Genomic DNA, 13,441 nt, shown 5'->3' on the forward strand with positions numbered 1-13,441 from the left:
AGAGCACGAAGTGGAGCTCGGCGTTCTGCACGACCGGCCAACTACCCGCTACGGTCGTTGCCGTGGGCAGCGGCCGGTGGAGGGGGCCTGCGGTGGATCGCCTTCGCCGGCCTCAGCGTGGCCGCTCTCAGCCCCGGCATTGATCGGGCTGGGTGATCTGCTCACCGAGAGCCTGAGGTGGGGCTCGGCCTTCTGCGTGACCGGCCAACCGCCCGCCCGTCTCCCTGATCACCCGCCTGCGGTCGTTGCCGTGGGTGGCGGCACGGTGGGTCACCCTCGCCAGCGCGCGGGGTCACCGGCGTCCAGCGTTGTGCCCCGTGGCTTCAGAGTCGTCCCCCTCAGCCCCGGCACTCATCCGGCAGCGGCTACTATCTGCGGCCATGGCGTCTGGGCTGCGGGGCACGGTGTGCGGAGAGCGGCGGGCCGCCGCTCGCTGTGCCGTGTCGGGGGTCGGCCTGGCCGTTCTGCTGGCCGTCCTGTGCGTGTGCTTCGGCTCCGCGGCACATCACGACGAGCCGGGCGCCCGTGACGTGACCTCCTCCTCCGCCGCGCCCACCGCCGGAGCAGCCTCCCTCGGCCACAGCTGCCCGCCCGGCGACCGCTGCACCTCCGCCACGCATGCCGCGGCGGTGGCGCTTCCGGCCCCCGAACCGGCGGTGCCGACCACGCTGGGGGAGGCGGGACTGCCTGCGGCCCCCGTCGCCGTACATCCAGTGCCACGGACGCCCCTTCACCGTCACGCCCCGGATCTCCACGTCCTTCAGGTGCAGAGGACCTAGGCCGACGCCCCGCGTCTCCGCTGATCACCTCACACACCATCACCACCGCCGCGCCCGCCCCGGGCACGGCGGGGACAAGGACATCCCCGGACATGGGTAAATCCAAGACAGGCACATCCAAGGCCGCGACCTCCGCCGCGCGCAAGGCCCGCATACAAGAGCTGCGCCGCGCCGAGCAGGCGCGCGATCGCCGCAACCGCGTCATCGCCATCACCGCCGGCGTGGCCGTACTGGCCGGGCTCGCCGGATTCGGCTCGTACGTCCTGCTCGACGCGTCGGAGAAGAAGGACAAGGAAGAAGCCGTCGCGCAGGCCCCCGTCAAGGGGGAGAAGACGTGGGACGCGAAGAAGCTCGGGCGCAATCACGTCACGAAGAAGGTCGACTACCCGATGACCCCGGCAGCGGGCGGCGATCACAGCCAGGCGTGGGCCAACTGCCAGGGCGACGTGTACGACAAGCCGCTGGCCGAGGAGAACGCCGTCCACTCGCTGGAGCACGGCGCCGTCTGGATCACGTACAACGACAAGGCGGCGGCCGGCGACATCAAGAAGCTGAGTCAGAAGGTCAGCACGACGCCCTACACGCTGATGAGCCCGGTCAAGGAACAGAAGGCTGCCCTCACGCTCACCGCGTGGGGCCGCCAGCTCACCGTGGGCAAGGCATCCGACCCGCGGGTCGAGAAGTTCCTGGGCAAGTACGTCCAGGGGGAGCAGACTCCCGAGCCCGGCGCGGCCTGCACGGGCGGGGTCGGACCGGCCTGAGGGACATCGCTCATGCGGGAGCGGCCGGGCGGCGGTTCGCTGCCCGCCCGGCCGCTCTAGCCGGGTGCCATCGCGGAGCGGTACGCCTAGTCTCTGTGGTGTGCTGAGCATCGTTGATGATCTGGCCGGGTTCGGACCGCTGCGGATGTGCGCCCACGCGCCGTCGGCCGACGACCCGGACGACCCGGACGCCTTGACCGGTCTGCGCGTGCTCCTCGTCGCGGACGTGCTGGCCCGCGTCGTCGAGCTGCGCGGCCGGACCGTCCTCATCGGGTGGACCTGCCCGCCGGTGGCGTCGGCCGACGCCACCGGTATCCGTCCGGCCGACGCCCATGGCACCGTCGACGAGATCACCGAAGCTCTCGGCGGCCCGCCGACCGTTCACTTCACCAGCCGTACGTATGAAGGCGCGGGTGGCCTGTCGCTCCATGTCGGCGAAGCGACCGCCACCACGGGAGGCGCGACTCAAGACGCGGATCAGGACAGGGAACGGGACGCGCTCGCCCTGCGGCTGCTCCTCCTCGGTCATCCGCACCACGAACCCGTCGACGTCTCCGCCCCGGCCCTCGACGCCGCCGGTGAGAAGCTGGCCAACTGGCGTAAAGCCGTGGCCGCTTGGGCCGATGAGCCGTCCAAGGCGATGCCCGCGAGCTTCGTGGAACGGGCCCGAGCCTCCCTGGAGAACGGTCTCGACACCCCGGCCGTGCTGCGGCTCCTCGGTGATCTGGAGGCGGCTGTAGACGTGCCGGGCGGCGCCAAGTTCGAGACGTTCGCCCATCTCGACCGCGTACTCGGTCTGGAAGTCGTCCGCGATGTGGGCCGTTCACATTCCACCGAGGTGTATCGGTGAGTCTGCCTCGGTGAGCACGCCGATGACGACCCTCCAAGCGTCGCTTCAGAGCCGGTCAACTCCCCCTGCTTTCACGGGAGTTCGATGCGTGCGGCCGACATTCATATAGTGATGATCGTCTATATAGACGCTCAGCTATGCTTCGGCGCCGCGCCACCTCTCGTACACCCCGAGTTCATATAACCGAAGTTCGATCCAAGGTGTCTGAAGGGAGCTCCGCTCCACGCGGACCTCCTCGGCGGCCGGCCCAACTCACCGGCCCGACACCAGGGATCGTGAGACATGAACGCGACCAGTGGTTCAAGAAAATTCGCCGGGGGAGCGGCCTTGGTGTGCGCCGCGGCCTTCTCGTTGAGTGCCTGCGGGGGCGGCGACGCGGGCGGCGGTTCCGGTGACGGCGAGCAGCTCTCGGGCACGGTCAAGGTGGACGGCTCCAGCACGGTAGCCCCGCTGACCACGGCGGCGGCCGAGATCTTCGCCGAGGAGCAGCCCAAGGTCCGTGTCACGGTCGGTACTTCGGGCACCGGCGGCGGCTTCGAGAAGTTCTGCAACGGCGAGACCGACATCTCCGACGCCTCCCGTCCCATCAAGGACGAGGAGAAGGCCGCCTGCGAGAAGAAGAGCATCACCTACGAGGACTTCCAGGTCGCCAACGACGCGCTGACGGTGGTCGTGAACAAGGACGCCGACTGGGTGGACTGTCTGACCGTCGATCAGTTGAAGAAGATCTGGGAACCCAAGTCCAAGGTGAACAACTGGAACCAGATCGACCCGAAGTTCCCCGACCAGCCCCTGAAGCTGTTCGGCGCGGGCACCGACTCCGGCACCTTCGACTACTTCACCGATGCGGTCAACGGCGAGGAGGGCGCCTCGCGCACCGACTACTCGCCGACCGAGGACGACAACGTCACCGTTCAGGGCGTCGCGGGCTCCAAGGGCGGCCTCGGCTACTTCGGCTACTCCTACTTCGAGGAGAACACCGGCAAGCTCAAGGCCCTGAAGGTCGACGGGGGCAAGGGCTGCGTGGCGCCCGGCGTCGAGACCGCGCAGAGCGGCGAGTACGCGCCGTTGTCCCGGCCGCTGTTCATCTACCCCAACGCCAAGTCCCTCGACCGGGAAGAGGTGTTGTCCTTCGTCGAGTACTACGTCGAGAACAACAAATCCATCGCCGAGGACGCGAAGTTCATCCCGCTCAACCAGAAGCAGGAGGAGCAGCTCAAGGGCGACCTCGACAAGCTGAAGGCGTCGGCGAAGTGAGTTCGCCGCCCCGTCCGCCCTCCGTGGCACCCCCAGGGCGGCAGTCCCTGCGCAGGACCCGTCCGCGCTACGGCGAACGGGCCATCCAGACCCTGCTGTTGCTCGCCGCCCTGGTCTCCGTCGCCACGACCGCAGGGATCGTGGTCTCGCTGATCCCGCCCACCGCCGAGTTCTTCGGCCGGGTGGACGTCGGCGCGTTCCTGAGTGGCACCGAGTGGACGGCGCTGTTCACCAAGCCCAAGTACGGTGTCCTGCCGCTGCTCGGCGCCACCCTCCTCATCACCGTGATCGCGCTTCTCGTCGCCATTCCCGTCGGGCTCGGTGCGGCCGTCTACCTCAGCGAGTACGCGAGTCCGCGCGTGCGCAAGGTGCTCAAGCCCGCCCTCGAAGTGCTCGCCGGAGTACCGACCGTCGTCTACGGTTTCTTCGCCCTCAGCTTCGTCACCCCGCTCCTTCAGGACCACTGGCCGTTCGGCGAAGGCCCCGATTTCAACAACGCCCTGTCCGCCGGGATCGTCATGGGCGTCATGATCATCCCGACCATCGCGTCACTCTCGGAGGACGCCATGGCCGCCGTGCCCGGCGCCCTGCGCGACGGTGCCTACGCGCTCGGCTCCGGCAAACGCATCGTGTCCGTACGCGTCGTGGTGCCCGCGGCCCTCTCGGGCATCGTCGCCGCCTGCGTACTCGGCATCTCCCGCGCCATCGGCGAGACGATGATCGTCGCGATCGCGTCCGGCAACCGCGCCACTCTCAGCTTCAACCCGCTGGACGCGATGCAGACCATGACCGGGTTCATCGCCCAGGCCGGGTCGGGTGACATACCCGTCCAGTCCTTCGAGTACAAGACCATCTTCGCCGTCGGCGCCCTGCTCTTCGTCATCACCTTCGTGATGAACATGATCAGCATCCGCCTGGTGCGCAAGTACCGGGAGGTGTACGAATGACCGACATCCGCGTCACCGAACCACCCGCGCGCGCGGCACCCCGCAAGCTGGCGGGACCGCGCTTCCGGCCCGGCGAAACCGCCTTCCGCACCCTGCTGTTGTGCTGCCTGGCCGTGGGGATCATCTTCCTCGGCGTCCTGCTCACCTACGTGCTCGTCGAGGCCTGGCCACGCCTGGACTCCCGGCTGTGGAACAACTTCCCCTCCATCCGCAGGCCCGAGCGCGCGGGCGCCCAGTCCGCGATCTTCGGCACGATCTGGGTGGTCGCGTTCACCGCGCTCTTCTGCCTGCCGACCGGCGTCATGGCGGCCATCTACCTGGAGGAGTACGCCGATCCGAACCGCTGGTACAACCGGCTGATCGAGCTGAACATCCAGAACCTGGCCGCCGTGCCCTCCATCATCTACGGCATCCTGGGCCTCGGCCTGCTTGCCCGCCAACTCTCCCTTGGTACAACGGTATTGACGGCCGCACTCACGCTGTCCCTGCTCGTCCTGCCGGTCGTCATCATCGCGTCACGGGAGGCGATCCGGGCCGTGCCCCAGTCGATTCGGCAAGCGTCCCTTGCCCTGGGTGCGACCCAGTGGCAGACCATCCGCCGCCAGGTGCTCCCCGCGGCCGTGCCCGGCATCGCGACGGGGTCGATCCTCGCCCTGTCCCGCGCCATCGGCGAGGCCGCGCCGCTGCTGCTCCTCGGTGCGGTCACCTACGTGGCCTTCAACCCCGAGGGCCTGGAGAGCGCGTACACCGTCCTTCCCATCCAGATCTTCGGCTGGATCAGCCAGTCCCGCGAGGAGTTCCACCACCTGGCCGCCGCCGCGATCGTCATCCTGCTCGCCATCCTCCTCCTCATGAACGCGGCCGCGATCTGGCTGCGCAACCGCTTCAGCAAGCGCTGGTGACCCGATGAACCAAGACCCCGCACCTGTCCCCGCCACGCATCGGCAAGAGCCGGTGCCCGACCTCACCAAGCGGGAAGCGCCCGAGGGCCGCTCCCTGGCCCTCGCGATCGGCGACCGCCGCCACGGCAGGCCGACGCCCTCCCTGGGCGACCCGGTCTTCCACATCTCCGACCTTGATGTCTGGTACGCCGACCACCAGGCGGTCCGCGATGTCACGCTGACCATCGGCCGCCGCCAGATCACCGCGATGATCGGCCCGTCCGGCTGCGGCAAGTCCACCGTCATCCGCTGCCTGAACCGGATGAACGACCTCATCCCCGGCGCCCGCGTGACCGGCAAGGTCGTCTACCACGGGGAGAATCTGTACGACGCCGACGTCGACCCCATCGAGGTCCGCCGGCGCATCGGCATGGTCTTCCAGAAGCCCAACCCCTTCCCCAAGTCGATCTACGACAACATCGCGTACGGCCCGCGCGTGAACGGCATGAAGGGCGACCTCGACGACCTCGTGGAGGAGGCGCTGACCAACGCCGCGCTCTGGGACGAGGTCAAGGACAAGCTCAAGGCCAGCGCCCTCGCGCTGTCCGGCGGGCAGCAGCAGCGGCTGTGCATCGCGCGGGCGATCGCCGTGCGGCCCGAGGTGATCCTGATGGACGAACCCTGCTCGGCACTCGACCCGATCGCCACCGCGCGCATCGAGGACCTGATGGCGGGACTCGCGTCCGAGTTCACCATCGTCATCGTCACGCACAACATGCAGCAGGCGGCGCGGATCTCCGACTACACCGCCTTCTTCACCGCCGACGTGGACGACAAGGGCGTACGCCACGGGCGCCTCGTCGAGTACGACACCACCGAGAAGATCTTCGAGAACCCGGCCGACCCACGCACCGAGGACTACATCACCGGCCGCTTCGGATAAGGAGGTGGCCCGATGCCGCAGCCCGGAGCGCGACGGCTTCCCAGCCATCTCCCCAACGCACCCGCGCTGCTGCTCGCCGAGGCCGACGAGGCGGTCGCCGCGGATGTGGCCGCCGGGCTCACCGCCGAAGGCATCAAGGTCACGGAGTGCCGTGACGGCGCCGAAGTGCTGCTGCGCGCGGGCCTCGACCGGCCGTCCATGGTGCTCCTGGGTGCCCCGCTGCCCGTCGTCGACGCGGCCGTGGTCACCGAACTCCTCGGCCGCCTCTGCCCGTTGACGGTGGTCGTGGGGGCCGGCCCGCAGGTCGCCGATGAGGCGGTGGCCGCCCTGAACGCCGGAGCGGTCGCCGTCGTCGCACGCCCCTACCGCATCGCCGAGATCCTGCCGCTGCTGTGGCGTGCGCCCGCATCGGGCGGCGGGCCGGGGGAGCGGCTGACCGTGGGTGACATCGAACTGGACCCGGCGGGCATGCACGTCCACGTACGCGGCAGGCTGCTGCATCTGCCGCTGCGGGAGTTCCAGGTCCTGAGCTATCTGATGCAGCACGCCCATCAGGTCGTGGGCCGCCAGCAGATCCTGCGCGAACTGTGGGGCGGCGAGCTCACCGACACCAACACGCTGACCGTCCACATCAAGCGACTGCGCGAGAAGATCGGTTCCGTGCCGGGCAGTGGCTGCACCATCGACACGATCCGGGGGCTCGGGTACCGCCTGGAGTGCCCGGGCCGCGGCTCGGCGCCCTGACGGTCAGCGCGCGTCACGTCGGCGTCGACGGATACCGGATCATTACATCGGCGTCGACGGATACCGGATCATTGGCAGGGTGATCCCCTTGGCCCTGCGCACCATCGACCGCCTCGTGACCCTCGACGCCACGTCCGGGGCCACCTCCGCGATGCCCGCCGTGCGCGAGGCCATGCGGCGCATTCCGCAGCTGTCCGCCCCGCCCGGGAGTCTTCGTACGCAGAAAGGTGACACGCTCGCGGCCCTCGCCGAACTGTGCGAAGTCATCGGCTGGATCCTCTTCGACGCGGGCTTCTACCGCGGGGCCCACCGGATGAACGCACGGGCGCTGGCCCTTGCGGAGCTCGGCGGCGACCGCTGGACGGCCCGCTTCGTCCTGCTGAACGACAGCATGCTCAAGGCCCACACGGGAGCGCCGCGCACCGCCCTGGAGACCGCGGCCCGCGTGCACGGGGCGCGAGCGCTCCCCGCCATGGTCAGCAGCCTCGTCCTGATCCGCCAGGCGCACGCGATCGCCATGCTCGGCGGCCACCGTGAGCCCATGGACCTGATGGCCCGCGCGCAGAGCCGGTTCCTGGACGGCATCTCGCGCCACGATCCGCCCTGGGCCTGGTGGATCGACCGGACCGAGCTGCTCGGCCACCGGGGCTGGGTCCTCGCCCGGCTGCGCCGATGGGACCAGGCCATCCCCCTCCTGCACGAGGCGGCCACCGCGCCCGGCCCCTCCTACCGGAACCTCTTCACCGCGCAGCTCCTCTCGGCCCTGGCACGAGCCGGAGCATGGAGCGACGCGGAGGACCTCATCGCCGAACTCGCGCCCGGCGCCGCCCACATCGGGTCCGTACGCACGACCCGGACACTCGGACGGACGGCGTCGCGACTGCTCGGGAGGCCGGACACCCCCGCGCCCCTGCGGGAGGCGGCAGCGTTCCTGCTGGAGTCCCTGCCGGTGCCGGTTCCCCCGGACCGCCTCCACGTAGGGTTCCGCGGGTGAGACGACACATAGACTTCGAGCGCCTGCACAACTTCCGTGATCTGGGCGGCTATCGGGCCTCTGACGGTCGCACGGTGCGCTGGGGCCGTCTGTACCGTTCCGACTCGCTCGCCAAGCTGCGGGGCGCCGACTGGGACCGCTTCCTCTCGCTGGGAATCCGCACGGTGATCGATCTGCGCTATCCGTGGGAGATCGAGGCCAAGGGCCGGGTGCCCGAAGCGGAAGGGCTCGCGTACGCCAACCTCAGTGTGGAGCACCGCCCTTACGACCAGGCCGAGATCGACCCCGGCCTCGACCCCTGGCGCTTCCTCGCCGACCGGTACGCGGAGGTCGCCCTCGACGGCGCGGAGGAACTCCACCAGGCCCTTGAGGTCATCGCTTCCGGCAGCGACCCGCAGGTCTTCCACTGCGCATCGGGCAAGGACCGCACCGGGCTGCTCGCGGCGCTCGTCCTCTCGCTGCTCGGCGTGGACGAGGACGACATCGCCACGGACTTCGCCCTCACCGAACTCGCCACGGACCGGCTGATCGCGGACTGGAAGGAGGCGCACCCCAACCGCCCCCTGAACTGGCCCGGCTACGGTCGCGCGCCCGAGGAGATCATGCGCCTGTTCCTCTCCGACCTGACCGCCACCTACGGCTCGGTGCACGGCTACGCGGTCAAGCAACTGGGCGTCGACGACCCGCTGATCGACCGACTGCGGACGCGACTGCTGGACTGAACGGCCACCGACGGACCTCGGCGCGGCGGCTCAGCCCCGTCCCCAACGCCGAGCCGCAGCCGGGGCCTTGCTCGACGGGCGTCCGCGGCCCGCGACCGGCACATCGAGAGGCCGGGCGAGACCCACCACCCCCTCGTCCAGGCGTTGCAGATGGCGCAGCACGCGGTAGGTGACGGTGCCCGAGCGCGGGGCGCCGGATCCCTCGGCCTCCAGCATCGAGGCGATGCTCGCGCCCGACTCGACCTCGCCCGTGGCCTTGTCGTCGTCCACGTACCCGGCGATGACCTCGATGTTGTGGGCGATGCGCAGGCCTGCCCGCTCAAGGCGCGGATCGGCCGCGACGTTCTTGCTGAACGGCACGAGCTCGGCCGTGGCCGCCAGGGAACGGGCGTGGTAGGCGCAGGTCTCAAGGAGCGCCACCAGATAGCGGGCGGTCCTGCGGCGGCCCCGCAGCGGAGTGATCGGGTGTGTCAACGGCTGGATGGAGGCGCGCAGATCGTCGAGCGCGGTGTCCAAGTCCCGCGCCTTGTCCAGGAGATCCGCCGCCGGGCCACCGCTGAGCTGCTCGACCGAAGCGGAGATGACGTCGGCGAGCCGAGTCAGGACCGTGTTCAGGAGCTCGTCGGTGCGGCGGTCCGTGTGCACCGGAAGCACCAGGACCGCCGCGATGATGCCGCAGGCGGCCCCGAGCGCCGTCTCCTCGATGCGCAGCCAGAGCACGGCGAGGCTGTAGGTGTTCAGGAGCGTGTAGAGCAGACCCAGCATCGCCGTGACGAAGAAGGACATGAGCGCGTACGACAGGGGAGCGGTGAAGAACATCGCGAAGATGAAGAGCAGGACCAGCGCGAACGCGACCCACGTGTGGTTGCCGACCAGGCCCGCGAGCGCCACACCGGCGACCACCCCGAGCACCGTGCCCAGGAGCCGTCGGTAGCCCTTGACCAGGATCTCGCCCGTGGACGCGGTGTTGAGGAACACCACCCAGCAGGTGAGCACCGCCCAGTACCAGCGCTGGGTGGAGAGGAACTCGCCGCCGATGATGGCCAGGGTCGAGCCCACAGAGACCTGGAACGCGGCCCTGGTGGTGGGGCGCCGAAGCCCGGTGCGGTCGTCCTCATCGCCTTCGGCGGTCTCCTCGGCGCCGGCGATCGCGATGTCCTCGGCGTCGAACTCCTCGCGGGAGCGGGTCGTCGCCGGTGAGTCGTCGGACTCGTCCTGGGGTCCGTCGAGGGCGATCCGCAGGCCGAGGACGGCTCGGGCCGCCTCACCGATGCCACGGAACACGTCCTGGACGGCCATCGAAGCCCGCGGCAGATTGTCCTCGTCGCGGTAGCCGAGCAGCCGGTTGCGTACGTGGGCGAGGCCCGTGCCCCGGTCGTCGGCGACCGGGCGGCCGACCAGCAGGTGCAGGGCGTTCAGGTCCCGGCGCAGGGTGACGGTCGCGTCGTCCTCGGCACGGATGCGCGTCCCGGTCGCCGGTACGGGCGCGTGCGGCAGGTGCAGGGTGAGGGTGTCCGCGCGTTCGGCGCTGCGCGCGTTCAGGAGGAGTACGCCGAGGCGTTCGGCCGCGATCTCCGCGTCCGCCACACGGCGTTGGACCAGCGTCGCCGTGGCCGCGTCGGGGGTGCCCTCCTCCAGGCGGCCCTGGATCATCAGGGCGGTCTCATGCAGCCGGGACGTGCCGCGCCGCAGCTCGGCGAGGACCTTCTCCAACTGCTCGGGCGCCGCGTCCAGGAGCTCGATCTGCGTGGCCACCAGCTGCGCGAGACGCGCTCGGAAGGCGACGCGCAGCCGCCCCAGATCACGCCCCGGAGTCTCCGGCACGACGGCGAACCGTACGACAGCGCTGCACACGAAGGAGATGGCCAGCGCCAGATAGAGGTGCGGCAGGGCGGACGTGGTGGCGCCCACGAACAGCGAGACGAAGTAGACCTGAAAGCCGATCAGACCGAGGGCCGTGCCCCGGTCGCCGAATCTGCGGCTGTAGACGGCGCCGAAGATCAGCGCGATGAAGAAGATGTCCCCCGCGACGACCTGGTCGTGCAGCAGCGCGCCCAGGGAGATCGCCGTGAGCGCGACGGGCAGGCCGAGCGCGAGCGTGACCGCCTGGCCGCGCACCTCCTTCTCCTTGATGGCGAAGGTGGACACCATCGCGGTCATGGCGCCCGCGACCATGTGCGTGACGTCGGTGCCGAGCAGCGCGAGGACGACGAGCGTGAGCGCGATCGCTCCGACCGTCCGCAGCCCCGCCATCAGTCGCAGGAGCCCCGGGTCCGATGCCACGAAGCGGTCCCATGTGCCGGTCCTGGTCCGCCGTCTCACTGCGCTCACACCCTCATCGCCGCTGTTCAGGCCGGATTCTGTCACGTCAGGGTGCAACCGGGGCTTGAGGGTTCACAGCGTGATACGCCCGCGGTGTCGACGAGATGCGGGCGAAAGTCTCCGGGGTGACTTCAACGAAACACTTGAAGTCATGAATCCAGCAGTGAATCCAGCAGACAACGAACTGTCCGGGGCAGAGCCGCGCGCCGACGCCCCGGAAACCCACGGCACGACGCCAGGCCGCCCCACCCTCCACCTCGCCCGGCGGCGCTGGTGGACGCTCCTCGCGGTGAGCGCGGCCCAGCTCCTCGTGGTCCTCGACGGCACCATCGTGAACATCGCGCTCCCCTCCGCGCAGAGCGCACTCGGCATGTCCGACGCGAGCCGCCAGTGGGCGATCACCGCGTACGCCCTGGCTTTCGGCGGGCTCCTGCTGATCGGCGGCCGGGTCAGCGGCGCGCTCGGCCACCGGCGTACGTTCCTCATCGGTCTGATCGGCTTCGCCGCCGCGTCCGCGCTCGGCGGTGCCGCCGTGAACCCCGAGATGCTCTTCGGGGCGCGCGCCCTGCAAGGAGTGTTCGCCGCGCTCCTCGCTCCCGCGGGTCTCTCCTTGCTGACGATCACCTTCACCGAGCCCGGTGAACGCGGCCGGGCCTTCGGCGTGTTCGCCGCCGTGGGCGCCGCAGGATCGGCGGTCGGCCTGGTCGCCGGGGGACTACTGACCGAGTACGCCGGCTGGCGCTGGTGCCTCTACGTGAATGTCCCCATCGCCCTGCTCGCCGTGCTCGGCGCGACGTTCGTGCCACGTGACCGGCCGGTCCGGGACGGGGGACGGCTCGACGTGGCGGGCGCCCTGCTCAGCGCCACGGGCTTCGCCGCGATCGTGTACGCCTTCAACGAGGCCGAGCCGCTCGGCTGGGGTTCGCCGAAGGTCCTCGCCCTGCTCGCGGGCGGTGTCCTGCTGCTCGCCGCGTTCGCCGCCGTCGAGGTCCGCGCGCCGAGACCGCTGCTTCCGATGCGCGTACTCGTACATCGCGCCCGCGCCGGCGCGTTCGCCTCCATCACTCTGCTGTTCGTCGCGATGTTCGGCTTCTACCTGTTCATGAGCTACTACACGCAGACGGTCCTCGGCTACTCACCCGTGGAAGCGGGCCTGACGCTGATCATCAACGCCGTGGCCGCCCTGGTCGGCGCGACACTGATCGCCGGGAAGCTCCACGGACGCGTCGCACCCGCCGCGCTGATCGTGCCGGGGCTGCTTGCCGCGGCGGCGGGGATGTTCCTGCTGACCCGCCTGACCTCGCAGAGCACGGACGTCCTTCCGCTGTACCTGGTGCCGGCGCTGATCCTGACCGGCCTCGGACTCGGCTGCGTGCTGCCTCCCACCGCGAGCCTGGCCACCGCGGACATGCCACCGCACGAGATCGGAGCCGCGGCGGCGGCCTACAACGCCTCCCAGCAACTGGGGGCCGCGCTCGGCACGGCCTTGCTCAACACGGTCGCGGCCAGCGCCACCGCGTCGTACCTGGCGTCCACCACGGACGCCATGCCGGCGGCCTCCGTGCACGGCTACACCACGGCCCTGATGGTCGCCTTCGGTATCCTGCTGGCCGCGGCCTGCGTCAGCGCGGCGCTCCTGCGCGCAGTCCGTCCATGACCAGGTCCAGGAGCCGTCCGGCGCGGGTCTGCCAGTCGCCGTGCGGGTCGATCTGCCAGAGGCCCGCGATGGCGAGCAGGAAGTCGTCGGGGGTGACGCCGGGGCGGATGGTGCCCGCCTCTTCGTTCGCCTTGAGGAGGAGCGTGACCGCTGAGGTCACGGGCCCGTGGCCCACTCCGGCCAGCGTGCCGAGCGCGCTGGTGGCCTTGCGCATCGCGTCGGCCAGGCCCGCCTTGGCCATGGCGTACTGCGCGAGGCGGTCCATCCACTCCCGCAGGGCCTGATCGGGTGGGCGCGTCTCGAGGAGCTGGCAGGCGGTGTCCGCGACCTGCTGGACCTCGTAGCGGTAGACCTCGAGGACGAGGGCCTCGCGGTTGGGGAAGTTGCGGTAGAACGTTCCCTGCCCGACGCACGCCTTCTTGGCGATCGTGCTGAGCGGGGCGTCCGCCGAGTGTGTCAACTCGGCCAGGGCCACTTCCAGGATGCGCTCGCGATTCCGTTGCGCGTCCGAGCGCAGTGCGTCCTTCTTCTGATGCACTCGTCCTCCTCCCGAGAATCACGGCCGGGCCACTCTTGCTAAGCGG

The 13,441-nt window shown here is 70.0% G+C and carries 13 protein-coding genes; 11 read left to right on the forward strand and 2 right to left on the reverse strand.

What is annotated here, in order from left to right; genetic code table 11:
• The first annotated feature begins 380 nt into the window (after positions 1-380).
• The 10 genes from ACWGI2_RS33970 to ACWGI2_RS34015 all read left to right on the forward strand — a co-directional run bounded on the left by ACWGI2_RS33970 (position 381) and on the right by ACWGI2_RS34015 (position 8,878).
• Positions 381-779, forward strand: a complete 399-nt coding sequence (locus ACWGI2_RS33970) for a hypothetical protein (RefSeq protein WP_453699639.1) — start codon at positions 381-383, stop codon at positions 777-779.
• A gap of 92 nt (positions 780-871) precedes the next feature.
• On the forward strand, positions 872-1,540 hold the full coding sequence (locus ACWGI2_RS33975; protein ID WP_453699640.1) for a DUF3105 domain-containing protein: 669 nt from the start codon (positions 872-874) through the stop codon (positions 1,538-1,540).
• 100 nt (positions 1,541-1,640) lie between these two features.
• A complete protein-coding gene (locus tag ACWGI2_RS33980; RefSeq protein ID WP_453699641.1) occupies positions 1,641-2,390 on the forward strand; it encodes a hypothetical protein in 750 nt (249 codons plus the stop codon).
• A 282-nt stretch (positions 2,391-2,672) separates the two neighbouring features.
• Positions 2,673-3,647, forward strand: coding sequence for a PstS family phosphate ABC transporter substrate-binding protein (locus ACWGI2_RS33985; RefSeq protein ID WP_453699642.1), 975 nt, complete (start codon positions 2,673-2,675; stop codon positions 3,645-3,647).
• Positions 3,644-4,594 (forward strand): phosphate ABC transporter permease subunit PstC, encoded by a 951-nt coding sequence (gene pstC, locus ACWGI2_RS33990; protein WP_453398442.1) that lies wholly within the window; start codon positions 3,644-3,646, stop codon positions 4,592-4,594. The genes ACWGI2_RS33985 and pstC overlap by 4 nt, the downstream gene beginning before the upstream one ends.
• On the forward strand, positions 4,591-5,496 hold the full coding sequence (gene pstA / locus ACWGI2_RS33995; protein WP_453398441.1) for a phosphate ABC transporter permease PstA: 906 nt from the start codon (positions 4,591-4,593) through the stop codon (positions 5,494-5,496). Before pstC ends, pstA begins: the two co-directional genes overlap by 4 nt.
• Positions 5,497-5,500: 4 nt before the next feature.
• Positions 5,501-6,418 (forward strand): phosphate ABC transporter ATP-binding protein PstB, encoded by a 918-nt coding sequence (pstB, locus tag ACWGI2_RS34000; protein WP_453699643.1) that lies wholly within the window; start codon positions 5,501-5,503, stop codon positions 6,416-6,418.
• 12 nt (positions 6,419-6,430) lie between these two features.
• Positions 6,431-7,162, forward strand: coding sequence for a response regulator transcription factor (locus tag ACWGI2_RS34005; RefSeq protein ID WP_453699644.1), 732 nt, complete (start codon positions 6,431-6,433; stop codon positions 7,160-7,162).
• Between the two features lie 79 nt (positions 7,163-7,241).
• Entirely contained in the window at positions 7,242-8,156 is a 915-nt protein-coding gene (locus tag ACWGI2_RS34010; RefSeq protein ID WP_453699645.1) for a DNA-binding protein, read from the forward strand.
• Positions 8,153-8,878 (forward strand): tyrosine-protein phosphatase, encoded by a 726-nt coding sequence (locus ACWGI2_RS34015; protein ID WP_453699647.1) that lies wholly within the window; start codon positions 8,153-8,155, stop codon positions 8,876-8,878. Before ACWGI2_RS34010 ends, ACWGI2_RS34015 begins: the two co-directional genes overlap by 4 nt.
• Positions 8,879-8,908: 30 nt before the next feature.
• On the opposite strand, the gene ACWGI2_RS34020 is transcribed toward ACWGI2_RS34015, so the two are convergent.
• Positions 8,909-11,131, reverse strand: coding sequence for an FUSC family protein (locus tag ACWGI2_RS34020; protein ID WP_453699813.1), 2,223 nt, complete (start codon positions 11,129-11,131; stop codon positions 8,909-8,911).
• 220 nt (positions 11,132-11,351) lie between these two features.
• Between ACWGI2_RS34020 and ACWGI2_RS34025 the strand changes: the two genes are divergently transcribed.
• Positions 11,352-12,857: an MFS transporter gene (locus tag ACWGI2_RS34025; protein ID WP_453699649.1), complete on the forward strand. Its 1,506-nt coding sequence runs from the start codon at positions 11,352-11,354 to the stop codon at positions 12,855-12,857.
• Here ACWGI2_RS34025 and ACWGI2_RS34030 read toward each other — a convergent pair.
• Positions 12,823-13,395 (reverse strand): TetR/AcrR family transcriptional regulator, encoded by a 573-nt coding sequence (locus tag ACWGI2_RS34030; protein ID WP_453398434.1) that lies wholly within the window; start codon positions 13,393-13,395, stop codon positions 12,823-12,825. The two genes, ACWGI2_RS34025 and ACWGI2_RS34030, sit on opposite strands and share 35 nt — an antisense overlap.
• Positions 13,396-13,441: the final 46 nt, after the last annotated feature.

The organism is Streptomyces sp. NPDC054866, from assembly GCF_053610745.1.

Bases quoted from the DNA above. Each gene is read 5' to 3' on its own strand.
- ACWGI2_RS33970 (WP_453699639.1), top strand. From the start codon at position 381: ATGGCGTCTGGGCTGCGGGGCACGGTGTGCGGAGAGCGGCGGGCCGCC.
- ACWGI2_RS33975 (WP_453699640.1), top strand. From the start codon at position 872: ATGGGTAAATCCAAGACAGGCACATCCAAGGCCGCGACCTCCGCCGCG.
- ACWGI2_RS33985 (WP_453699642.1), top strand. From the start codon at position 2,673: ATGAACGCGACCAGTGGTTCAAGAAAATTCGCCGGGGGAGCGGCCTTG.
- pstA (WP_453398441.1), top strand. From the start codon at position 4,591: ATGACCGACATCCGCGTCACCGAACCACCCGCGCGCGCGGCACCCCGC.
- pstB (WP_453699643.1), top strand. From the start codon at position 5,501: ATGAACCAAGACCCCGCACCTGTCCCCGCCACGCATCGGCAAGAGCCG.
- ACWGI2_RS34005 (WP_453699644.1), top strand. From the start codon at position 6,431: ATGCCGCAGCCCGGAGCGCGACGGCTTCCCAGCCATCTCCCCAACGCA.
- ACWGI2_RS34020 (WP_453699813.1), bottom strand. From the start codon at position 11,131: ATGGCGGGGCTGCGGACGGTCGGAGCGATCGCGCTCACGCTCGTCGTC.
- ACWGI2_RS34025 (WP_453699649.1), top strand. From the start codon at position 11,352: ATGAATCCAGCAGTGAATCCAGCAGACAACGAACTGTCCGGGGCAGAG.